Annotated in this window: 16 protein-coding genes; 5 read left to right on the top strand and 11 right to left on the bottom strand. The window is 37.6% G+C overall.

The genetic code is table 11. The features are described 5' to 3' along the window. Positions 1-16: 16 nt before the first annotated feature. Together ACIGAM_RS13510 and ACIGAM_RS13505 are read right to left on the bottom strand one after the other, a co-directional pair. Positions 17-604, bottom strand: coding sequence for a superoxide dismutase family protein (locus ACIGAM_RS13510; protein WP_396511975.1), 588 nt, complete (start codon positions 602-604; stop codon positions 17-19). Positions 605-707: 103 nt separating this feature from the next. Next, a complete protein-coding gene (locus ACIGAM_RS13505) occupies positions 708-1,583 on the bottom strand; it encodes a diacylglycerol/lipid kinase family protein (RefSeq protein WP_396511974.1) in 876 nt (291 codons plus the stop codon). A gap of 64 nt (positions 1,584-1,647) precedes the next feature. Here ACIGAM_RS13505 and ACIGAM_RS13500 point away from each other — a divergent pair, with 64 nt between their 5' ends. Then, positions 1,648-2,625 (top strand): App1 family protein, encoded by a 978-nt coding sequence (locus ACIGAM_RS13500; protein WP_396511973.1) that lies wholly within the window; start codon positions 1,648-1,650, stop codon positions 2,623-2,625. Positions 2,626-2,698: 73 nt separating this feature from the next. Here ACIGAM_RS13500 and ACIGAM_RS13495 read toward each other — a convergent pair whose 3' ends face one another. Further along, a complete protein-coding gene (locus ACIGAM_RS13495) occupies positions 2,699-5,920 on the bottom strand; it encodes a WD40/YVTN/BNR-like repeat-containing protein (protein WP_396511972.1) in 3,222 nt (1,073 codons plus the stop codon). Between the two features lie 180 nt (positions 5,921-6,100). On the opposite strand from ACIGAM_RS13495, the gene ACIGAM_RS13490 reads away from it, so the two are divergent. The 3 genes from ACIGAM_RS13490 (at position 6,101) to ACIGAM_RS13480 (ending at position 9,485) form a co-directional block, all read left to right on the top strand. Further along, positions 6,101-6,700 carry a fasciclin domain-containing protein gene (locus ACIGAM_RS13490; protein ID WP_396511971.1) on the top strand — a complete coding sequence of 200 codons (600 nt, stop codon included), beginning with the start codon at positions 6,101-6,103 and terminating at the stop codon, positions 6,698-6,700. A gap of 176 nt (positions 6,701-6,876) precedes the next feature. Beyond that, the gene (locus tag ACIGAM_RS13485) at positions 6,877-7,998 is read left to right on the top strand and encodes a VWA domain-containing protein (protein WP_396511970.1); all 1,122 of its coding nucleotides are present in this window, start codon (positions 6,877-6,879) and stop codon (positions 7,996-7,998) included. Positions 7,999-8,021: 23 nt separating this feature from the next. Further along, on the top strand, positions 8,022-9,485 hold the full coding sequence (locus tag ACIGAM_RS13480) for a magnesium chelatase (RefSeq protein ID WP_396511969.1): 1,464 nt from the start codon (positions 8,022-8,024) through the stop codon (positions 9,483-9,485). Between the two features lie 105 nt (positions 9,486-9,590). On the opposite strand, the gene ACIGAM_RS13475 is transcribed toward ACIGAM_RS13480, so the two are convergent. The 4 genes from ACIGAM_RS13475 to ACIGAM_RS13460 form a co-directional block, all read right to left on the bottom strand. After that, positions 9,591-11,462: an OmpA family protein gene (locus tag ACIGAM_RS13475; protein ID WP_396511968.1), complete on the bottom strand. Its 1,872-nt coding sequence runs from the start codon at positions 11,460-11,462 to the stop codon at positions 9,591-9,593. Positions 11,463-11,479: 17 nt separating this feature from the next. Next, positions 11,480-12,433, bottom strand: a complete 954-nt coding sequence (locus ACIGAM_RS13470; protein WP_396511967.1) for a type IX secretion system membrane protein PorP/SprF — start codon at positions 12,431-12,433, stop codon at positions 11,480-11,482. Between the two features lie 4 nt (positions 12,434-12,437). Next, positions 12,438-16,187: a gliding motility-associated C-terminal domain-containing protein gene (locus ACIGAM_RS13465; protein ID WP_396511966.1), complete on the bottom strand. Its 3,750-nt coding sequence runs from the start codon at positions 16,185-16,187 to the stop codon at positions 12,438-12,440. 93 nt (positions 16,188-16,280) lie between these two features. Then, complete coding sequence (locus ACIGAM_RS13460; RefSeq protein WP_396511965.1) at positions 16,281-17,306, bottom strand: pirin family protein; 1,026 nt, start codon at positions 17,304-17,306, stop codon at positions 16,281-16,283. 148 nt (positions 17,307-17,454) lie between these two features. Here ACIGAM_RS13460 and ACIGAM_RS13455 point away from each other — a divergent pair, with 148 nt between their 5' ends. After that, complete coding sequence (locus ACIGAM_RS13455) at positions 17,455-17,877, top strand: secondary thiamine-phosphate synthase enzyme YjbQ (protein WP_396511964.1); 423 nt, start codon at positions 17,455-17,457, stop codon at positions 17,875-17,877. Here the strand turns inward: ACIGAM_RS13455 and ACIGAM_RS13450 are convergent. The 4 genes from ACIGAM_RS13450 to gndA form a co-directional block, all read right to left on the bottom strand. Continuing rightward, the gene (locus ACIGAM_RS13450; RefSeq protein WP_396511963.1) at positions 17,863-18,684 is read right to left on the bottom strand and encodes an HAD family hydrolase; all 822 of its coding nucleotides are present in this window, start codon (positions 18,682-18,684) and stop codon (positions 17,863-17,865) included. The genes ACIGAM_RS13455 and ACIGAM_RS13450 overlap by 15 nt on opposite strands. A 99-nt stretch (positions 18,685-18,783) precedes the next feature. After that, positions 18,784-20,274 carry a S10 family peptidase gene (locus ACIGAM_RS13445; RefSeq protein WP_396511962.1) on the bottom strand — a complete coding sequence of 497 codons (1,491 nt, stop codon included), beginning with the start codon at positions 20,272-20,274 and terminating at the stop codon, positions 18,784-18,786. Positions 20,275-20,319: 45 nt separating this feature from the next. Next, the gene (locus ACIGAM_RS13440; protein WP_396511961.1) at positions 20,320-21,723 is read right to left on the bottom strand and encodes an amidohydrolase family protein; all 1,404 of its coding nucleotides are present in this window, start codon (positions 21,721-21,723) and stop codon (positions 20,320-20,322) included. A gap of 109 nt (positions 21,724-21,832) precedes the next feature. Next, positions 21,833-23,245, bottom strand: a complete 1,413-nt coding sequence (gndA, locus tag ACIGAM_RS13435) for an NADP-dependent phosphogluconate dehydrogenase (protein ID WP_396511960.1) — start codon at positions 23,243-23,245, stop codon at positions 21,833-21,835. Between the last annotated feature and the right edge of the window lie 8 nt (positions 23,246-23,253).

Genomic DNA, 23,253 nt, shown 5'->3' with positions numbered 1-23,253 from the left:
TTATTTAGAAAGTGATTTACTCAATTATACCACCACAGCTTACACGAGCACCAGCATCACCACTTGGTTGACTCTTGAAGTCATCTGCACCCTGGTGTACAATTAAACCTTTACCAGTAATGCTAGTCATATCATCTTCGCAACCTATACACCACTCATCTGTTGTCATAGTGATTGTACCGTTGCCATTATCATCTGCCTGAAAATTGCCTATATCTCCTTTGTGATACCCTGCTGCATCACCCCATTTTCCGTGTTGTTCTTTAGTAGGATTCCAGTGACCACCGGCTGAGGTACCATCATCTGCAGAACAATCTGCATTTTCATGTATATGTATAGCGTGCATACCTGGCTTTAGACCCTCAAAAACGGCTGTCATTGTAACTTTACCGTCCTCTTCCTTAAATACAGCAGAACCTTTTGCAGTACTACCACTTTTAGAATCTAATTTTACCGTGATTTTTTTAACTGCTGGCGCTTCTTGAGCAGCCTCAGTAGTTTCGGTTGTAGTTACTTCATCAACTTCTTTGTCTTTCTTATCGTTTTTACAAGAGGTAAAACCTAAAGTTAAAGCAAGTGAAAAAAGTATTGCGTAGTTTTTCATAATGATAATTTTGATTATTTAGTAGAGTACTAAAGTAAAGGATTGCTTGGGGCTAACCAAAGAATTATATATAGCTTAACAAAAGTGCTAATACCATGTTAATTTATGGTATTGCTACGCTTAGATGATGTGCAGCCATAACAGCTTTAATAACTGTTTTCTCACCTATAAACTCACCATCAATTTGAAAAGCTATTGGTTTTTTACAGGTTATTTTAGCTTCTTTACACTTGATGACCGTTACAAAATCTGGATTGAGTTTAGCATCATCATAAAATGTTTCAATAATCCCCTTGACGCTTAAATTCTTGAAAATTAAAACTTCAAAAATACCGTCATCCATTTTGCCTGTAGGATTTATATTAGCGCCGGTACCAAATTTATTAGCATTAGCAATTGCAACTAAAACCCCTTGTTCTTTATACTGTTTGCCGTTTGCTTCAATTTCAACATTAAAGGGATAATCAGAATTTAATAGGGTAGGGATGGCCTGTAAAAAATATCCTAGTTTGCCGCGTATTTCAGACTTTTCATAATTCTCTATTAATTTTGCGTTAACACCCAGGTCCGCGATGTGTAAACAGGTGATTTCATCAATTTCTACGATATCAAGATTAATATAATTAGTACCCAGCGCGATGTTAAGCTGATCTTGTAATTTTTCAGGAATATTAAAGTTAGAAGCTAACCCATTTGCAGAGCCAGAAGGCAGTAAACCTATTTTTAGATCTTTTGTTTTTAAAAGATCTGCAACTTCACGTATAGTACCATCACCACCAGAAATTAAAACACGATCTATCGCATTGTGTTCTATAAGCTCATTAATTTTATCATTATCATTTTTTCCCGTAGTTTCATAAACTATAGGATTATTTCCACTATCAGCAACTTGACTTTTAAAAGCCGCTATTATTGGTTTTTTGTCTGTGTCTCCCGCAATAGGATTAATGACAAGGAGAATAGTCTTTTGTGCTTTCATTAAGTAAATTTCGATTTAAAATTAGGTATTTTGAACACCTGAGAACGTTAACAAATTACCAATAGTGAAATTAGATTTACAATTATATAGAGGTTATGTAAATGAAGACGAACTCATTGTATTTGGTCACGTGTTTAAATCCTGGGCTCCAGATAAATATCAGCTAGATCGTAAAGGTTTTAAACACGCATTTTCTGTACTTCATATGTTTAGAATCTCTCCCTTAAAAGATGTTGAGGTACGACTTAAATTTAAGAATCTTGACATCACCACATTAACAATGGGAGACGGGTATTTTAGGTTTACCGTACCCTTTACTGAAAGTTTAGAGAGTGGGTGGCATCGTTATGAAGTAAGCTGTAAACCCGAAGAAGCCACTTATGGAATTGTGGAAAAAGCAGATTTATTAAAACCTTTTGAAAGCGAACTAAGCATAATCTCAGATATAGACGATACTTTTTTAATTTCGCACAGCGGAAATATCTTTAAAAAACTCTACGTAATGCTCGCGCGTAATGTAAACAAAAGAAAGACTTTTGAAGATGTGGTTAAGCATTACGATGCCTTGAGTAATAGCGGGCATAAAGCCGAAGGGCAAAGCAATTCATTTTTTTATGTGTCGAGCAGCGAATGGAATTTATATGATTTTATCGTACAGTTTACCAAGCTACAGCGATTACCTAAGGCAGTAATTAAACTGAAAGATATCAAAACCGGAATCTCAGACTTTTTGACTACCGGAGGCGGAGATCACGACCATAAATTTGTAAAAATAAAGGATATAATTTCGTTTTATCCAAAACAGCAATACGTGCTTTTGGGAGACGACTCACAACAGGATGCGTTTATTTATGAGCGTATCTGCAAGATCTTTCCTAAAAATATCAAAGCTGTATATCTAAGACAAACAAGACACTCAAAAAAAGTTAAGGTACAAGAGGCATTATCTAAAATGGAACGACTGCAGGTTGCGACTTGTTACTTCAAAAAAAGTAATCAGGCTATTGCTCACTCTATAGAAGTGGGGATTATTAGCAAATGAAATTTTTAAGTTGTAAAACAAAAAAAGCCCGAGAACATAATGCTTCCGGGCTTTAGTATTTAAGAATTTTAGATTAGTTGAACTCAAATGTTTCAATTTGCTTAAAAGGATCGAGTTCTAGCTTTTGCATTTCTGCTTTGTAAGTTTTCCAGTCTTCATTAAAAAAGTTGTTAACAGCAGCTAAAGCCTGAGTCAACTCTTCTTTTGCCTGAGCAACTAGAATATTTTCAGTCTTAGTTAGTCCATTAGGTCTGCTACCTACATAACCACGTGCAGAATAAATACGGTTAAGTACTGTAACTTCTTTGTTTCTCGTGATACCCTGCCTGTCATCTTCTTTACCTAAGAACAAAGCGATCTGGGCATCTATTTTCTTAGCGATAGCTTTAGAACTGTCAATCTGAACTTTATATTTCGTCTTGTCCAGTTTCTTTAAATCTGCTAGAAATGTATCTGCGATATTCTTACTTTCAACAAGTTGTTTTACAGCATCTGCGGAAACCTGCGTCATTTCTTCCAGATTTTTTTCAGCAGCATATATTTCATTTATAGCATTAGCTGAAATATCTAAACGCGGGTCACTTTTAACCGTAATGGGTTGACTATTTTTTAAGTCGCCGTAGCTGAGAACAACTTTATAAGTTCCTGGTTTTACCGAAACCCCACCAGATTCTGATGTACGCTTGCGCAGTGTACGAGAAGGTCTGTCGCTACCTTTCTCATCCATATACCAGCGCATGCTATAGGTACCTGCACTATCTGGAGTTTTTGTTTTTAAAGTTCTAATTAGACGGTCACCATCGTAAACGGTTAAGATAATGCTATCCCATTTTACGGCAGATTCAGAAATTTCTTCATCATCAGTCTTCTCTTTTGCATTGTCTTTCTTTGAGGTGTCTTTCTTTGGTTTAAATAAGTATTTGATTTGAGCACCACTGCTGCGGTTTTCACCATTAAAGGTAGCATCTGCACCAAATCTACTTCCCATAGGTTGCTGTGATGCGTTTTGATAGGCAACGGCAGGAGGGAAAACCTCAAGAGTAGGAGTTTCTGGACTACTCATTTTAGCGATTAAATCTTTATTGCTGGCCAGGGCGCGTAAAGGTTTTAAATCATCTAAAACCCAGATTGACCTACCAAAAGTTGCGATAGCAAGATCATCTTCACGCTCCTGAACTACCATGTCTTTAACAGGAACAGTAGGGAAGCCGTTTGTCCATTTTTGCCAGTTTGTACCGGCATCAAAACTTATATACAAGCCATCATCTGTACCTAAAAACATAAGATTAGGTTCTTTTTTATCTTCTAAAATTGAAAGTGTATAGCTGCCTACATCATCAACATCTACAAGACTTTTCCAGGTTTTACCATAGTCTGTAGTGCGATATGCATACGGTTTGTAATCAAATCTTCGGTAATTATTTGCAACAAGTAGTGCCTCACCTTTTTTAGTTGCTGAAGCTTTAATCTGAGCAACCCAGCTGCCTTCAGGTAGGCCTTTTATATTTTTTGAAACATCAGTCCAGTTCATACCACCATTTGTAGTAAAGAATACCTTACCATCGTCAGAACCCGTCCAGAGCATATCTTGTTCAATAGGAGAAGGTTCAATAACCAGAATTGTCGTGTGATTTTCGGCTCCTGTAGCATCCATCGTTAATCCACCACTTTCGCTTTGTTTTTGTTTTTCGGGATTATTAGTTGTGAGATCTTGAGAAATAACTTCCCATGTTAATCCTTTATCTGTTGATTTATGTACAAACTGGCTGCCAAAGTAAAGTGTATTATTATCAAACGGATCTATATTAATTGCTGCATTCCAGTTAAAGCGCAGTTCTACTTCAGGATCCGGGTGTGTAGGTCGTACCGAATAATTGTTTCCGGTTACCCAGTCGTATCTGCTCACAAAACCTTGCTGACTCATAGACCAGCCGTATTGTGAATTGTCTCTATCTGGAACTACATCGAAGCCATCACCAAAAGAGATTTCCTGCCAGTAAGCGTTCCGTATTCCCTGATCTTTCCAAACATATGCGGGACCTCTCCAGCTTCCGTTATCCTGCATACCGCCATAAACGTTATAGGGGTATTCATTATCTACAGCAATATGGTAAAATTGACCCACCGGAATATTTTCAGCAAAGCGCCACGTTTTACCACCATCTCGTGTAATATTGAGTCCGCCGTCATTCCCGTCTATCATAAAATCAGGGTTTGTAGGATGTATATACCACGCATGATGATCTGGGTGAACACCATTTGCAACCCCATAGGCAGGCATAAGTTCTTTAAAGCTGGCACCACCATCTTCAGATACATTTATGTAGGTAAAAACGGTATACACTCTATTCTCATTATTAGGAGCGACGTAAATTTCTGCATAATAAAAAGGGCGATCTCCTATTTCATCTGTATTATCATTTACTTTTTTCCAGTTTTCACCACCATCTTCAGAACGGTATAAGGCATTCTTTTTAGACTCTATGTATGCATAGACGATATTGGGTTTATTAGCGGCAATTGCCAGTCCCATACGACCTAAATCACCTTCCGGCAGCCCGTTTTTAGAAGTAATCTCTTTCCACGTATCACCACCGTCATAGGTAATATACAAGCCAGAACCGGGACCACCACTATTAAAAAACCAGGGGTCGCGCTTGTGTTGCCACATTGCAGCAATTAATTTGTTAGGGTTTGTAGGATCCATTATAAGTTCACCAGCTCCAGTTTTAGAATCTACATAAAGAATTTTCTCCCATCTTTTACCTCCGTCTTGCGTGCGGTACACACCGCGTTCTTCGTGTTCGCCCCATGGCGATCCTATTGCAGCGGCATAAACCACATCAGGATTTGTTGGGTTAATACGTACTCTATATATATGACGGGTATTTTCAAGCCCCATACATTTCCAGGTTTTACCACCGTCAAGTGTTTTGTAAATTCCAAAACCACCATTTAAACTATTACGGGGATTTCCTTCTCCTGTTCCGGCCCATACTACAGATGGATTAGATTGTTGTATTGCAACAGCGCCTATAGAAGCGGTTGCTTCGTTTTCAAAAACCGGTTTCCAGGTTACGCCGCCCGAGGTTGATTTCCAGATACCGCCACTCGCAGCTCCTGCATAAATTATATCTGGGTTTGCAGTAACCGCATCTATTGATGTAATACGGCCACTCATTCCGGCAGGTCCTACGCTACGTGGTTTTATATTTTTGAGTAAATCGAGATTTACTTTTTGGGCAGACATTCCTAGTGACAATGCTAAAAAGGAGAGTAGTAGTGTTTTTTTCATAATTTAAAATATGATGAATTTTTTTCTAAGTTAATGAAAACTTAAAAATATTGATCTGATTTACATTTTTAGGTCGTCTTAACATAAAAAAAATACAATTAACAGAAGCTTATAAACTTAAATGTAAAATCATAAAGAATTCAACATACTTTTGAGCAACTAAAATTTAAAACAACACTTATGAAAAAGATATTTTTAAGTATGGCAGTACTTGCTACTTTAGCTTTTACTTCTTGCAAAGACAATGAAAACAAAGAAGCTGATGAAGCTATGACCGAAGAGCAAATGGCTATGGAGGCTGAGGCAACTACTGAAGAAGAAATGCCAGAGCAACAAACTATCGCTACTATAGCAATGGGCAATGAGAACTTTACAACTCTTGTAACTGCTATACAAGCTGCAGAATTAGGAGAGACTTTAAACGGAGCTGGTCCTTTTACTGTTTTTGCTCCTACTAATGCTGCATTTGATAAATTACCTGCAGGTACATTAGAAGGTTTAACAAAACCTGAAAATAAAGAGAAATTAGCTGGTCTTTTAAAATACCACGTTGTTTCTGGAGAGTATATGGCTGCAGATGTAGTTAAAGCAATTAATGACAATAACGGAAGTTTTGTAATCAAAACTGTACAAGGTGGTGAGTTAACTGCTACTTTAGATGGTGAAAATGTTATTATTACTGATGCTAACGGAAGCAAATCAAAAGTAGTTATGGCAGATGTAGACGCTTCAAATGGTGTGATACACGCTATTGACGCAGTTGTGATGCCAAAAATGTAAGACTTTTTATAAGTCCTTTTTAAAACCCTTCAGAAATGAAGGGTTTTTTTGTTTATAGTGTAATCTCAGTTGGTATTAAACGTCTATGAATATTTTTAAAATTGGCTAATTTTTAAGTCTAGCTTTTGTGTTCTGGACGTGGTCAAAAGTCTAAAATTCCGTAATTTTAAGTCGCTATGAAAAAAGAAAATATACGTAAGGGATTTGTCTTTAAAACTTATGAAGCCCCCGAACAGTCGTTGTTTGATCAACTTTTTGAAATTTTTAAAGAGCTGATAACACATACCTCGGGAGACTTTGATGAGGCTATGGACTGGCTTAAAGAGCTGGACAAGGAATACAAACTAACTAATGAAGATTATACATTAGATGATTTTGTACAGGAACTTAAAGATAAAGGTTATCTCAAAGAAGAACTAGAACCTGACGGAAAGGGCTCTCTATCAATTACTGCTAAGACAGAGCAGGCAATACGACAACGTGCTTTAGATCAAATCTTCGGTAAGCTTAAACGTGGTGGTTTAGGAAATCACAAAACTAATAGGGTAGGTAGTGGCGATGAGCATACTGGCGAGACTAGAGAGTATCGTTTTGGTGATGGTCTCGAACGCGTTTCGATGACCGAAAGTCTTAAGAATGCTCAGATCAATAATGGTATGGGTAATTTTGATTTAACCGAAAGAGATCTTATTGTTGAAGAAACTCAGCATAAAGCGCAAATGAGTACAGTGCTTATGATAGATATAAGCCATAGTATGATTTTGTATGGCGAAGATCGCATTACACCTGCTAAGAAAGTAGCGATGGCTCTAGCCGAATTAATAACGACCCGTTACCCTAAAGACACTATAGATATAATTGTTTTTGGTAATGACTCCTGGCCTATTAAAATTAAAGATTTACCGTATTTGCAGGTAGGACCATACCACACCAATACCGTTGCCGGTTTACAACTCGCTATGGATATTTTACGTCGTAAACGTAATACCAATAAGCAGATTTTTATGATCACAGATGGTAAACCTAGCTGTATACGTGAAGCTGACGGTCGTTATTATAAAAATAGTGTGGGCTTAGATGAGTATATTGTAAACAAGTGCTATAGCCAGGCCAGTCAGGCGCGTAAACTCAAAATACCTATAACCACATTTATGATTGCACAAGACCCATATCTGATGCAGTTTGTACGCCAGTTTACGGAAGCTAATCAAGGAAAAGCATTTTACACAGGACTTAAAGGACTGGGAGAGATGATTTTTGAAGATTATGAGACTAACAGAAAAAAGAAAATACGCTAGAAAAAGAAAATAAAGAAAAGACTATGAGCAAACCAGCTATTAAAATATTAGGTGAATTAAAGAAAGCGAATTACGCTAGTCGTAGTATTAAAGATGAGCTTCGTCTAAATTTACTTAAAAATATTAAGGAAGGAAAAAACTCTTTTGAAGGTATACATGGTTATGAATATACGGTAATACCAGAATTAGAGCGCGCAATTCTTTCCAAGCACAATATTAATTTATTGGGTTTAAGAGGGCAGGCAAAAACACGTCTTGCACGTTTAATGGTTCAACTGTTAGACGAGTGGGTACCTGTTGTTGAAGGTTCAGAATTAAATGATGACCCGCTTAATCCTCTATCGCGCTTTGCTATTGAAATAATAAGCGAAAAAGGAGATGACACACCTATAGAGTGGCTTCACAGAGATGATCGTTTTGCCGAAAAGCTAGCGACTCCAGATGTTACCGTAGCAGATTTAATTGGGGATGTAGATCCTATTAAAGCTGCTAATTTAAAACTAAGTTATGCAGATGATCGCGTGATTCACTTTGGGATGATCCCACGAGCAAACCGATGCATTTTTGTTATTAATGAATTACCAGATTTACAGGCTCGTATACAAGTTGCATTATTTAATATTTTACAGGAAGGAGATATACAAATACGTGGTTTTAAATTGCGCTTGCCTTTAGATCTTCAGTTTGTATTTACTGCAAATCCTGAAGATTATACAAATAGAGGAAGTATTGTAACACCGTTAAAAGATCGTATAGGTTCTCAAATTCTTACACATTATCCTGAAACTATAGAGATAGCGCGCACCATAACGCAGCAAGAAGCACGCAGAGATGGTCGTAATGAGGAGCAGATTTATGTGCCTTCACTAGCAAAAGATCTTTTAGAGCAAATAAGCTTTGAGGCTCGTGATAGTGAATATATAGATGTTAAAAGTGGGGTGAGTGCACGTATGAGTATTACTGCTTACGAGAATCTTCTAAGTACTGCAGAGCGTAGAGCGCTACAGGCAGGAGATGATACAACTACAGTACGCTTGGGTGATTTTATGGGAATGATACCTGCAATCACCGGTAAAGTAGAGTTAGTTTACGAAGGAGAGCAGGAGGGAGCAGCATCTGTTGCACACACCTTAATAGGCGACGCTATTAAAACATTATTCATTACTTATTTCCCCGAAATTAAAAAGCTCGAAAAACAGAATGAAAATAACCCTTACGACCCCATTATAGCCTGGTTTTTTGATCAAACCGATTTTGAATTGCTTGACGATTTAAATGAAGCGGAATATAAAAAGATGCTCGATGATGTCGCGCCTTTACAAACTCTAATAAATACGTATCAGGCCGATCTTGATAAAAAAGATCAGTACTTTATGAAAGAGTTTATTCTTTGGGCACTGGTAGAGTTTAAGAAATTAAGCAAATATCGTATGTCTGAAGGGATGCGTTTTAAAGATTTATATGGTAGTTATATAAACGGTCTTTAGACTTATTAAAACTTAAGATTAAAAACCCCGCTAAATTTTTTTAGCGGGGTTTTTTATGAGATAATAGAAGTACTTCTGTAATCGAAGACTCAAATGATTTGCGTATTACTTTAAGATGGTAAACTCACTTCTTCGGTTTACATCCTGTTGAGCATCTGTACAATTCATAGAATTACAATCGTTTATCAAATCGGTTTCTCCATAACCTTTAGCGGTCAAACGACTTTCATTAATACCCTGAGAAATTAAATAGGCTACTGTAGCCTGTGCTCGACGCTCAGACAATTGTAAGTTATAACTATCAGAACCCTTGCTATCTGTATGCGATGCAACTTCAATATTCATATTAGGATATTTTTGCATTACCTCAACTAGTTTATTTAAGATTTTAGCAGCATCAGGACGAATAGTAGCTTTGTCAAAATCAAAAAATATTTTCTCAAGATTTATCTGTGTTGTTTGATTACGCTTATTAAAAACAATTAAACTGTCTGAATCTGCGTAAGCAAGCATTTCTAATTTTATAACAGTTTTGGTGAGTGGTGAATATTCAATTTTTACTTCCTTTTCGGTAGGAACATAAAGTTCTTTATTTGCTTTAAATTTATATGAACTGTTAGGGCGAACATCAAATTTGAAGCTTCCATCTTCAGCAGAACGGGTTTTAGTAATGGTACCGGTTTTAGTATTAAACATGGTTACCTCTGCGCTTGGAATAGGCTTTAATGTAGTCTTATCATCTACATTTCCTAAGACCACATAATCTACGTTAGGATAGATTTCTAAAGCATATAATTTGTCTTTTCCTGTTCGATTAGAAGAGAAAAATCCAGAGCCATAGCCCTCTTTTAAAATAAGAGCAAAATCATCTGCATTTGAATTTATGGATGAGCCCAGATTAAATGCTTCTTGAAAATCACCAGACTCCCAGTCGCTTCGGTAAACATCTAGACCACCCAGACCCTCTACGCGATTACTGGCAAAATACAGGTTGCCCGATTCTGATACAAATGGAAATTGTTCTAGTTTATCTGTATTTATCTGAGGTCCTAAATTTACAGGATTGCTTACGTTTCCATCTGCATTAATTTCGGCTTTATAAATATCAAAGTTACCATAACCACCAGGCATATCACTAGCAAAATATAATGAACTGCCATCTGGACTAATTGCAGGATGCGTGATTGAATATTGCGAATTGTTTATCTCAATAGGTTTTACGTTAGACCACTGTGTACCTACCAGCTCTGCGCTATATATTTGTAGCACACCCACTTTATTTTTGTCGATTCTGCTTAATTGTGAGCTGGTACGTGTAAAATACATGCGCTTGCCATCTGCCGTAAATACAGCATTACTCTCGTGCGTGTCTGTATTTATCGCTCCCGGAAACAAACCTTCATCAGTTATCGTACTTCCCGAAACTTTAGCATAATACAAATCTAGAAAGGGTTTTCCGGTCCAGGCATAAAGCGGTCGTTCTGCATTACGATTTGAAGCAAATACGATTTGTCTGTCAAAATAAGCGGCTCCAAAATCGTCATAGGCAGAAGCTGCATCTAAAACCGTAGGCATAAAATACTGCGGAAGTTTAAGATCGTTAGCTTCGGTGGTTTCTAGAATAGAGATTGCCTCACCTGTGTAAGTAGATAATAACTCATTTGCTTTATCATAATCTTTATTTCGCTTTGCAGCATCTGCATACCTAAAATAGGTGCTTAGACTTTGATTTGGGTTTAACACCCATGCTTTTGCATAGGCTGCAGAAGCATTTGGGGCATCTGCTGTATAATAATAAGCATCTGCTAATTTTAAGGTAGCTGTAGAATCTAAAGTTTCTTCTGTCTCATAAGCTTGTATTGCTTCGGCGTATGCCTGATTAGCAAAAAGCTTATTGGCCTCTTTTAATGTTTTGCTTTGTGAAAATCCTACTTGAAAAACAATCAGCAGAATACATAGAATGGTATAAGTTCTCATAGTTATAATACTGTAAATTAAAAGAAGCGAGGAGATTTAAGGTACGATGGTAATTTGCTTAGCAGGTCAAAATCAAAAAGAATCATAACTTCGTGGCTTCCATTATTGTATGCTCCTAAATTTGATGTGGTGTAGTCATAAGCATAGCCTACGCGAACACCTGGTGTTACCTCGAAATTTAGCATTCCGGTTACGGCGTCATCAATGCGGTAGCCTATACCTGCTTCAAAACGTTGATAAAAGCGCACATTGGCATTAACATCAATACTTACCGGAGCGCCATTTACCCATCTCGCCATAAATGAAGGTTTAATCTGAAAGTCTGAAGACGGCTCAAATACATAACCACCGGTAAAAAAATAATGCGTGTTTTCACTTCCCAGACGCTGAACGCCATTTTGATCTTCAAGATGTTGAGAGGCTACAAGGTTAGGAGCAGAAAGTCCTACATAATATTTTTCTGAAAAATAATAAGCTCCAATTCCTATTGTAGGATACGTGCGGTTTATATTCTGATCAAAAGAAGGATCTGTTGCAGGACCACCGCTGCCCAGTTGAAGTCTGCTAAAGTCTGTGCTAAAAAAGGAAGCACCAGCTTTAATACCTAAGGAAAGTGTAGCGTTTTCCTGTACGGGTAATTTGTAAGCAAAATCTGCATTTAAATTAGTTTCCTGTACCACATCGCCTATTTCATCGTGAACAATATTCAAGCCCAGCTCTACTTTATCAGAAATTGGTAAATGCCCAAAGAAACTGGCAGTTGTGGGAGCACCATCTATACTTACCCACTGAGCTCTGTAAATACCACCTATTTTAGCTTTATTTACAGATGAATAAGCTGGGTTAATCACGCTCATATTATACATATACTGCGTGTATTCTGGGTCTTGTTGTGCAAACATACTTGTGCAAAAAAGGACAAGCACTGCAAAAAACGTAAATTTTGAAGTTGAAGTTTTCATTGAGATCATCCTTTTATCTGTTTAGGTAAACTTTACCTTGTTTAGAATTTGTTTGGCCGTTGTTGTAATTGATAATGTAGAAATAGGTACCGTTAGGAAGTGTGTTTCCTCCTAAGCGGTTTTGATTTGCCTGTCCGTTCCAGAAGCCTGTAGAGGCATTACCTTTAAACACGACATTACCGTTACGGTTAAATATCTCAATAGTATAATTTGGGTAAATAATATCTATATTTTTCATTTCAAACAGATCGTTTATTCCGTCGCCGTTAGGAGAGAAACCATCTGGTATAAATACCGAATCACAACCCGTTAAATCTGCTGTTACAGCTAATCGTTGTGAACTTTCACAACCTGAAGAACTGTTTTGAGCAGCAAGATAATAGGTTGTATTTGCAGTTAAAGCGGTGGTTGAACTTACAAGAGAGCCGCCGGTTGCAGCATCGTAAACTAAGATGTCAAAACCTGAGCTTGCATTTGCTAAAAGATCTGCTACTGTAGGATCGTCGTTTACGCAAAACACATTTCCTGATGAAGTAAGTGATGGAGCAGTAGGATCTTCAAGATTTATTACAGCAGGTATAGCAGTTAAATTTGAAGCACTACACAACGTTGTAAAATTTTGAATGTCTATAATTTCTATGGTAGTAACGCCTGCACTTATCAGTACTGAAGAATTTATAGACAAGGTCGCAGCGCCTGCTGTGAAAGGCAGCGTAGCAGTTACAGACTGTACTGTATTAGCTCCACTAAGCGCATAGGTAACTAAATAATCTGCATCTACTAATGCTGAAGCACCGCTTAATAACAGAGATACCGTTTCTCCAAAACAAACATCAGTACCGGTTACTACAACACCGGTAGCGTCTGGTAAACTGTATATTTCAAAATCATCACTCACAGCTAAAGTACCAGAAGCACAATTTGATGCGCTTGTAACCTGTGTAATATCTATGGTTGTAATCCCTATTTGTGTTAAAGCAGTAGCTGGTATTTCAAATACTCCTGTTCCGTTTGTTACAGTTACGGTTGCCGAAAGACCTGAGGCTGTGTTCGCGCCAGACAAATCATAAGTTACTGTATACGTGCCATCAGTAAGATTTGCTGCATTTGCAATACTAACTAATCCTGGTTCATTTACACATATATCTGAAGCTGTCACGCTTTCATCAGCAAGTTCTGGAATAGGATTCACTTCAAAAGATGTAGTTATACTTGTATCGTTAATACAGGTAAACGCTGTGCTTGTTATTGACTTAATAGTCAAGGTAGTTGTTCCTGCATTAGCTAAGGTTAGAGCATCAAGAGATAAAGATGCACTTCCTCCTTGGAATGTGATTGTAGCCGTTTGAGAGAACATATTTGCTCCGGTTAACTCATATTCAATTTCATAAGTACCATCTGTAAGATCTGAATTTGTAAAAAGAATATCTGAAGTTTCTCCTAAACATACCGAAGCTACACTAACTGTTGTATTTGTAAGTGTAGGAACGGGTAAAGTTTCAAAAGTTTGAGAAACTGGTAAACCTATTGCTGCACAGTTTAAAGTAGCAGTGGCTAAACTTAAAATTGTGATTGTATTAGTTCCTGCGTTAGTAAGTGATGTTTCAGCAATTGTTAAGATTGCCACACCAGCAGTAAAAGTCACATTAGCATTGGTCTGCGCCAGCGTATTAACACCACTAATTGTATAGCTCAACGTATAACTACCATCCTGAACAGCAGTTGGAGTAACGTTTATCATAACAGTAGCTTCCTTGTCTTCACAAACATCAACTACCGTAAGTACTGCATTGGTTAGATCTGGTATTGGAGTAATATTAAAGTCGTCTGTAGGCATTGTTAAGTTATCTGCTTCACACGCCGTTAATGAATTTGCAATGGAAGTCAACGAGAGGTTAGAGTTCCCATTTGCTAAAATTGTTGCAGGTAGTATAAATGATCCTGTACCGTTTGTTACAACAACGCCAGTAGCAGATTGATTTGTAAGTGTAATAGCTCCTGTTAGGTCATATGTGAAATCGTAAGTGCCATCTATAAGATTTGCAGTCGTAGCTGTGTCTGTAATAGTGACGGTTACTGGTTCGCTTTCGCAGGCATCAGTAACACTAACGCTTAAAGTCTGAGCGTCTGGTTTAGGACTTACCGTAAAAGTGGTTGTAATCGCAACATCAGAGCTACATCCTGCATAGTTAGTAGCATTTGTTAATGTGATAGTATAGTCATCTGCCGTTAAGAGTGCTGTTGCCGGTAATGGGATTGTGGCTGTACCTCCTAAAACATCTGCTGTCTGCGTATAATTCATCGAAGTTGTAGAATTTGCCAACGTATAGGTAAAGCTGTAAATCCCGTCTATTAATTCGAGTTCTGGAGTAGTACCTGCATCACTTATAGTGAAAGTACCGTCTTGCTCAAGACATAAAGGTTGATTTACTTCAATCAGCGCATCAGATAGATCGGGTAATCCCACTATAGTAAGTGTATCTCGAAGATCTCCTAGATATGTAATACATTCTCCAAGAGTATTAGGGTCTTTGATAGACTCAATAATGAGTTCAGCAACTCCTACACCTGTGAAAAAATCTGTATTTGCATTAAAAGTACCCACACCATCGGTCATAGCAACAACTACCGTTTCTGTCCCCGCATTTGGTGACGCACTTACGCTGTATGTCATTTCGTAATTTCCGTTAGGTATATCAGCTATATCTCCTGTAATGGTAACAATTGGAGTAATAGGTAACGTATCTACGCAAATAACGTCATCATCTTCCGCAGGAAAACTAAACTCTAATTTAGCATTTCTAAAATCTGCTACCTGCTCAATAACGATATTTACCGTAATTTTACTTTCGTTACAAATTTGATTTACAGGTTCTACAGTATAGGTAAAAGAATAGGTGCCTACGCCAAAGGTATCGCGTATGTTTTCAATATTGATAAAACTATCGTTTACATTGCTAATTTCATTGGTAGTATTTTCTGTCCAGAAACCGCCGTCATCTTCGTTTATGATAGCAGTTCTTAAATTATAATTTCTGAAACCTGATAAATCATCACTTTCACAAAAAATAGTTTGAATGGTAGCATCTAAATTTCCAGTATCTGGTGCAGGAGATACTTCAAGTCGTACCATACTTGAAATAGGAGAAGGATTAGCAGAACTAGTCTGGCAATCTATTGCCGGTTGATCTGTAATGGTATATCTAAACGTATAGGTACCTTTTCCAGCTTGTGAAGCATCAAAATTACGTCCTGATAGCGTGTTGCTGGCTGATGCAACATCATCACCTCTTTCATTACTAACTGCAATAAGAGTCCAATTTCCTGGCGTTGTTGCTGCAGGGCTACCTCCTGTAAATTGGAACAAGTTGACGCTACTATTGTCATCACAAGCTACGGCATTCATATTGCTCTGTCCCGGAAAACCCGCCAATGTCAGCGTTACTGTAGCACTCTCTGAGCAATTGGGGTTTGTATAAGTATAACTAAAGGTACCACCGCTACTTATTTGCCAGGTATTTAGCTCACCTGTCGTTTCGTTTAAACCACCGGTGTTGTCGTTATCAGTCCAGGTACCACCCGGAGTTGGTGAACCACCTAGAGCTGCAAATAAGTCTAAAAATTGATTTGTTTCTTTGTTACACGAACTGAGTGTCGCATCCGCACCGGCGCACTGAGCATAGGTTGATGTAGAAAATCCGAAACTAATAAATAGAAAAGACAGCATAATTGCCTTTCCTAAAAAAGTAATTTTTTTATGCATAGAAGTTGGGATAAGTTTTAATAATACAATATTAATCGTTTAATTGCAAATAATCACGATTAAGGTAAAATTATATTAGTAAAACTTTCACACTTAAACTTCTAATTCTGACGGATCTTCTTTCTTACCGTTTGGATATAAGGCAAAGCGTTTCATTTTTGCGTCGTGGGTATGCTCAGGTGAAGGCCACGGCCATCCACCAAATTCTGTTTCCTGAAAATTTCTGAAAGCATTTTCGATATCACTTCTTGAATTGCCTACAAAGGGTCCGTGTTTTACGACGTGCTCCTTTATGGGCATTCCTTCAAGTAGTAAAAGTGATGCAGGAATATTTGTATTAATTAGTCTTAATTCTTGCGTGGCATCTGCTTGTATCTCGTGCATCACCGGTATTGTAAACTCTTCAGAAATCAGCTCATTACCTTCATAAAAATATAGCGATCTGTTGGCTCCTTTTTTTCCCTTGGGAAGTGTAAATGTCGCTTCAGCATCTAATGTTATCAGCCAAATGTTTATTCCGTTCTCAAGATTTGCTGCCCAGGAATCTGGCGCAGGGTCTAATGCTCTTTGATTTTTAAAAGTACCCGCAATAAGGGTTATGCTAATGTTATTGTTATGTTTATCCTTAAGATTAATAACTGGAATATTCTCGTGCCACATCATTCCAAAATAAGGAGCTACACCTTTACTTTTTGCAGGTAGATTTAACCATATTTGAAAAAGCAGCAGGGAATTTTTGTCTTCGGTATTGAGTAGTGGAAACATTTCACTGTGTTGTACACCTTTTCCGGCTGTCATCCACTGTACATCACCGTTTCCAAATCTACCGGCAGCGCCTAGCGAATCTGAGTGATCTACAAATCCCTGTTGTGCTATAGTAACCGTTTCAAAACCTACGTGCGGGTGTGCCGGAAATCCCGGTATTTTAGAGCCGTGGTACATCGCCCAGCCATCTTTCTGAATAAAATCCTGACCCAAATTACGACCTGCTAAAGATGCTTGAGGTCCTAAATTACCATTGCCTTTAGGATAACTATCGTGGTGAAAAGCACAAAAAAGAAATGGATCTTGAGTTTCCCACTGGTTTTGAAGTTGTTTTATTTTAATAATAGCAGCCATAGATTTAATTTCTAAAAGAATATACTAAGTTAGGTGACTCAACCCGTTACTGAAACATTAAATGTAAACACTTATTCACAGTCATCTATTAAAGACCAACTCAAAATTTGTAATTTTCAACAATACACAATTTAAAATCTTAAGGGCAGTGAAATTTTTTCAGAAGGAAATATTGTTAAAGCAACAAACAAGAGGTTTTCATCTAATCACAAATGAGATTACAACTCATTTAGAAGAGCTGAGAACTATAAAAATAGGGCAGTTACAGGTATTTATTAAACATACATCTGCCAGCCTTACTATAAATGAAAATGCAGATCCTACCGTACGGGAAGATTTTGAAAGTCATATGAATAAAATGGTCCCCGAAAATGCCTCATATTATATACACACCTACGAAGGGCCAGATGATATGCCGGCGCACATCAAGGCATCGCTAATGGGAACTTCGGTAACAATACCTATTACAAACGGAAAATTAAATCTGGGTATCTGGCAGGGTATTTATCTTTGTGAACACCGTAATCACGGTGGCTCGCGAAGTGTCGTTCTAACTTTATTTGGTGACTAGCTGCTCCTTAGCCTCAATTAGCTGACTTAAAATATATTCTACGCCACCCTCGTTGTTGCTTTTAGTACTATAATTAGCTGCCTTGGTAATATTAGGATGCGCATTCTGCATAGCATAGCTAAAATGAGCAAGTTCCATCATTTCGATGTCATTATTGTAATCGCCAAAGACCATCGTCTCGTCTTTAGATATATTTAATTTATTCTGAAGAATTTTAAGTGCACGACCTTTGTCTGTATTGAGATGACTCAAGTCTAGCCAGTTTTCTCCAGAAACTTTTGCCTTAATTTTATCTTCTAAATGACGCACTTCAGGATATGTTGTAGATTCTGAACCCCCAAAACTATAAACCGCAATTTTAAAGAAATCATCATCTTTTATACTGGTAAGGTCATCTACACGGTCGTATTTAAAATAATACTCGTTAAAAATATTTAAAAATTCTTCGTGTTCAGATTCAACATACGCCTGTTTTTTTCCGCATAGAACAATATGTGCATCTTCTATTTTACGCATACGACGTATTAAATCGTGAACGGTTGCCGTGTCTATAGTACAAGTATCTGTTACCTCTTCTGCGATTACGGTCATTCCGCCATTTTCTGCGATTATGGTAATTTCATCTTTGATAGGCTCTAACTTGTGAATCATACTGTAGTATTGTCTTCCGCTTGCGGCTACAAATTGTACATTATGCTTTTTAAGTTGTTCAAACTGCTCAAAAAATAAAGAACTCACAGCTCCTTGATCATTAAGGAGTGTACCGTCCATATCTGAGACTACTAATTTTACCTGTGATAAATCCATAAGCGCGAAAATAACCCATAGCCGCAACCTGACCGAATTTCTAACATTAAGAGTATCTTAAATTCTTAATATATCTGTTTTTATAGATTGAGAACACGATTAATACTTAGCGCCCTGCGCTATATTTTTACTTGCTTTTTCTATAAAAACACGTAAATCTTCATTAGCATTTTTTAAATCTTCGTTGCGCAAATACATCATATGACCACTGCGATAGCCTTTAAAATCTATACGGTTTGTAAACTTACCATTGAGGTTTATCTGGCTCATAATATACTTGGCGTTGAAATAGGTACAGGCTCCATCATAATAACCTGACTGAACTAAAAGATGCAGATTTGAGTTCATAGCCATTGCTTCGCGTAAATCTGAACCAGAATGGTTGTCACTACGATCCCAGGGTCTAACATCGCCAAACATATCGTAGGTCAAGTCTGTTTTAAAATTAAGTTCCTGAGTCATATAATAATTAATAGCAGGTGTAAAGCTATGTAGCCACGAGGTAAGCTCACTGTTATAATCAGGAGAAGAGCCAGCATCAGCGATATCCAGGCCTTTGTAGCGTGAGTCAAGACGTCCTATTGTAAAACCTTCCTGGTCGCGTAGCAAATCTTTCCAGAAATAGTCAAACGGTACGGCAAGATTATTTTGTTTTACTGTTTTTAAAGATAAACCAGAGTAGTAAGCTGTTTTTTCTATGGCTGCATTGCGTTCTGCTTCGGTGGCATAGCCGCCTTTAGCCAGTACCGGAAGCAATTTATTTACAGCATAGGCTTCAACTTCAGGAAGCATATCGAGTAAATCTTTATTTTGAAGGGCAGGAGGTAGGGCTTTGTGATACCATGCAGCGGCTGCAAAATAAGGCAGACGGTTTGCAATTTCTACAGGACCTCCAAATTCAAAACCTATTTCGGTAGGTGATACCAGAATCACACCGTTTATATACATCCATTTGTTTTGCTGCAATTCCATAGCCAAACCCGAAACACGGGTTGTACCATAACTTTCACCAATTAAAAATTTTGGAGATCTCCAGCGGTTGTGGCGGGTAACAAAAGTATTGACCCAAGTGGCCAAATAACTTATGTCTGCATTTACTCCGAAGAATTGTTTGCGATCTGGCATTTCTCCCTTTTCATTGGGAAGCATTCTGCTGTAACCTGTATTTACCGGGTTTATAAAAACAATATCTGCTACGTCTAAAATCGAATTGGGATTGTCTTTAATTCCATAAGGTTGTACCGGGAATCCTTCATCGGTTATTTTAAGGATTCTTGGGCCGGTGTAGGCAATATGCATCCATACCGAAGCAGAACCGGGACCACCATTAAAGCTTATAACCAGTGGGCGCGTCTGGTCATCTTTAATATCTGTTCGTGTGTAGTAGGTATAGTTTAAAGTAGCTACAGGATTTTCTGACTCATCCCAAACCGGCTGAAAACCCAACTCCGCTTTATACGGAATACTTTTACCCTTAATGGTAACATTGTGTTTAGATATTATAGTAGTATCTACAGGGATTTTCACTTTTTGGGCAACTGCCGAAAAGCATATGGTTAATAGTAGGAGAAGCGTAATTTTTAATTTCATAATGTTGTAGTGGTTTGATATGAGAACATTCAGGATTGTATAAATTTAATATTTTGAAGCTTTTAGCAAACTGTCTAATTCCTGCCTGTTAAATGATTTTCCGGCTTTTATAACATCAAAAATATCCTGAGTACTTTTAATATTTTTTAAGGGGTTTGCGTTTAATAAAAGTAAATCTGCTTGTGCTCCGCTTTGTATTTTCGGAATCGTCTTATTTAAGAATTGAGCTCCGTTTTGAGAAGAAGTTTTAAGCGCCTCAAGCGGACTCAAACCTGCGTTTACTAAAGCTTCGAGTTCTTGGTGTAAAGATATACCGGGATAGATATAAGAATTGTAAGCCCCACAGTCTGAACCTGCAAGAAGGCCTACCTTATTTTTATTCAATTCGCCGGTTAGCTTAACAAATGTAGAATCTAATTTTTTTCGCATTCGTACAAATTCTGTTGAGGCGCCTAGTGCACTGTTAATACGACCTTCGTAAGTTTTTTGAACTCCGGAACCTATATAACTTAAATAATCGTCAGACGTATGATCTTGTTCATCAAGGTAACTTAAGGTATGGCCAATATGTAGTGTAGGCACAACGTATACATTACGCTCATTCAGGCTATTAAAAGTTTTAAGAGCAGCAGCATCAGAATAGGTTTTTATAACTTGATCTAAGGAGGTCCAGAAACCTGTTTCACCTTTTTTTACAGCTTCCGTTATAGCTACCTCTTCTCGTGAACACCCTTTTAAAATGTAATACAAGTGTTCTATTGCGTCTATACCTGCCTCGGTAGTTTCTTCTAGTGTAACCGAATAGGGCATATGCCCACTTGTGATCATGTTTCGACTTTCGGCCTCTTTAATGGTTTGTAAATAATTTTCCGCGGAAATTTTACTGTCGTAAATTTTTACAAAATCTACATTTAAAGCTTGAAGCGAATCGAGCGCATGGTTAATTTCTTCAAGATTTGAAACTTCTAAAGATCCTGCCCAGGTTGCGCCGGGACCATCTATTTTAGGACCCGAAGTATATATTGTAGGTCCGTTTAAAGAACCGGCAGCCATTGCATTTTGCCACTCGTGTACCGCAGTGGTTAAATCTCCACCGGCATCGCGTACTGTGGTAATTCCGTTTGCCAGATACAGGTTTAAAAACTTTTTATTTTCTTCTATTAGACTATCTCCACCGCGAAAATGTACATGATTGTCCCATAAACCCGGCATTAGGTATTTTCCTGTTCCGTCAATTTGTGATTTTGCCGCACTGGTTAGCAAATCTTTAGTGCGTAGAATAGAGTGAATGGTATCTGCATTAATAAATACCGACTGTTCATTAAGAATTTCACCGCTTTCTAAATTGAGAATATTCACATTATGAATTACCAGATCAAAAACAGGAGCCTTTGAGGTACAGGAAATTAGAAATAAAGAAGCAGTGAATAGAAGTAACGATTTATTCATAAATCATATTTTAATTTAAAGCATTCAAAATACGGAGATTCTCTAAATAAATTGGGGTAAACTAAAAAAGAGCCCAAAAGGGCTCTTTTAAATTATATTTTATGGTGTTTTATTTTCCCCACTCTGTGTGAAAAATACCTTCGCGATCTATACGCTCATAGGTGTGCGAACCAAAGTTATCACGCTGCGCCTGTATAAGGTTAAGCGGCAATAAACTTGATGTGTACGCTTCAAAATAATTTAAAGAAGCAGACAATCCCGGAACCGGAATACCGCTTAATGCAGCATAAGAAACCGTTGCTCTCACAGAAGCCATAGTCTCCTGTACCTTAGGTACAAATGAAGGTGCTAATAATAAGTTAGGTAATGATTTATCTGAAATATATGCTTCAGAAATCGAGTCTAATAAACCAGATCTAATGATACAACCGGCTCTCCATATTTTTGCGATAACAGACATGTCAAGATCGTACTCATATTCTTTAGATGCATCTGCAAGCTGGTGTAAACCTTGTGCATAAGCAACTATAAAGGAGAAGTACAAAGACTCTTCTGCCATTGCAATTAATTTGTCTTTGTCTATAGCCTGTGGTTCTGGTCTACTGTATAATTTATCGGCAACAATACGTTCTTCTTTTAATGCCGAAATCTCCCGCATACTAACCGCAACATCTATCGTAGGTACAGGTATTCCTAGATCCATCGCGTTTTGTGAGGTCCATTTACCGGTTCCTTTTTGTTTGGCTTTATCAAGAATCATATCTACCAGAGCACCATCACCTAAATCGTCTTTTTGAGCAAAAATTTCTGCAGTAATCTCAACTAAAAATGATTGTAAACGGCCATTATTCCATTTATCAAAAATTTGGTGCAATTCATCATTGCTCAAATTCAAAGCTTTTTTCAGCAGGTCATAGATTTCTGAAGTTAGTTGCATCATACCGTATTCGATACCATTGTGAACCATTTTCACATAATTTCCGGCAGATTTTGGTCCTAAATGCGCAACACAAGGTTCGCCTTTAAATTTTGCTGCAACCGCTTCAAAAATAGGTTTGATGTGGGTATATGCTTCTGCATCACCACCCGGCATTATACTAGGGCCTTTACGAGCTCCTTCTGCGCCACCACTTACACCGGCTCCAAAGAAATTAATGCCCTTTTCTTTTAAATACGCTTCACGACGGTCTGTATCTGTAAAAAATGAGTTACCGCCATCTATAATGATATCACCTTTATCTAAGTGAGGAAGTAAGGTTTCTATTACCTGATCTACAATTTTACCTGCAGGAACCAGCAACATAATTTTTCGCGGAGCGGAAAGCGCATTTACAAAAGTGGTAATGTCTGAAGAGGCATCTACCTTAGCCAGATCACCACCTTCTTTTTTGAGTGCATCTACTTTTTCTTGATCTAGATCATAACCGTAAGCCTTAAAATTGTTGTCTGCGACGTTTAAAATAAAGTTACGTCCCATTACACCGAGACCTACAAGGCCAAAATCATAATTTTTATGCTCCATAATAATTA

Source organism: Leeuwenhoekiella sp. NPDC079379 (assembly GCF_044542075.1).
In the GTDB taxonomy this organism is placed as follows: Bacteria; Bacteroidota; Bacteroidia; order Flavobacteriales; family Flavobacteriaceae; genus Leeuwenhoekiella.
Note: the sequence above shows the minus strand (reverse complement) of the source record. Positions and strands in the feature narration are given on the sequence as shown.